Below are 1,065 nucleotides of genomic sequence, written 5' to 3' on the forward strand. Positions count from 1 at the left end.
CAGGTGAAACACCGCCTGTGTGTGAATGGCGCTTTTTTGGATTGTAAAACATTTCTATAAAATTAAATATCTCAGCTTTCGCATCTTCGCGTGTCGAGTATATCTTACGCTTAATTATTCGCTTTTTAATTGTCGCAAAAAAGCTTTCAGCAACTGCATTATCATGACAGTTCCCAGCTCGACTCATCGAAGGCACAAGATTATGTTCTTTCAAAAATGCGAGATAGTCAGCGCTACCGTATTGGCTACCTTGGTCACTATGTACCATTACCTCAGCCTTCGGTTGACGTTGATATACAGCCATCAACAGTGCATTTATCACCAACTGCTTATCCATATTTTTATCCATCGACCAGCCCACAATGCGCCGAGAGAATAAATCCATCACTGTTGCCACATATAAAAAACCTTCATAGGTTCTTATATAAGTTATGTCGCTCACCCACGACTGGTTCGGCGCTGGCGGGTTAAATTGACGCGCTAATAAGTTATCTGCAATCCGCGATGTCTTACCGCCTTTAAGATGGCGACGCTTATATCCAATTTGCGCTTTAAGCTTATGTTGTCGCATGATCTTCGCAACACGGTTTACGCTGCATTGCTCACCTGCTTCACGCAAGTCTGCATGTATCCAAGGGCTACCATACGTGCCACCACTGGCTACATAAAACTCTTTAATGAGCTTCAACAAACGATTATCTTCAAGCGCTCTATCGCTTAAGGGCTTTTTTAACCACGCATAAAAACCACTTCGGTGCAGCTTAAAAAGGCGGCACATCGTCGTGATAGAAAATTCATCTTGGTGATCACGAATGAAGCCGTACTTTACTCGGGGTTGCTGGCAAAGTACCTTGCGGCCTTTTTTAAAATGTCTCGTTCCTCCGTGACACGTTTTAACTCAGCCTCTAATTTGGCGATCTTCAGTTTTTCATCGAATGATTGAACGGATTTAGGTTTATCTGATAATTGGCTCCGCCAGTGATATAACGTTTTGGTACAAATATCTAATCGTTCAGCGACTTCAGCAACTGAATATCCACGCTCAGTAATTTGTTTAACAGCCGC

The 1,065-nt window shown here is 42.7% G+C and carries 1 protein-coding gene; it reads right to left on the minus strand.

What is annotated here, in order from left to right:
- Nucleotides 1-1,065 (minus strand): IS3 family transposase gene (locus J8L70_RS15985; RefSeq protein WP_211056566.1). Its coding sequence is split into 2 segments (ribosomal slippage), with 1,066 coding nucleotides annotated over them: nt 1-867 and nt 867-1,065; the frame shifts between segments, so codons are not numbered across the junction. This gene is flagged as partial in the annotation.

The organism is Pseudoalteromonas sp. MMG010 (assembly GCF_018100905.1).
Classification (GTDB): domain Bacteria; phylum Pseudomonadota; class Gammaproteobacteria; order Enterobacterales; family Alteromonadaceae; genus Pseudoalteromonas.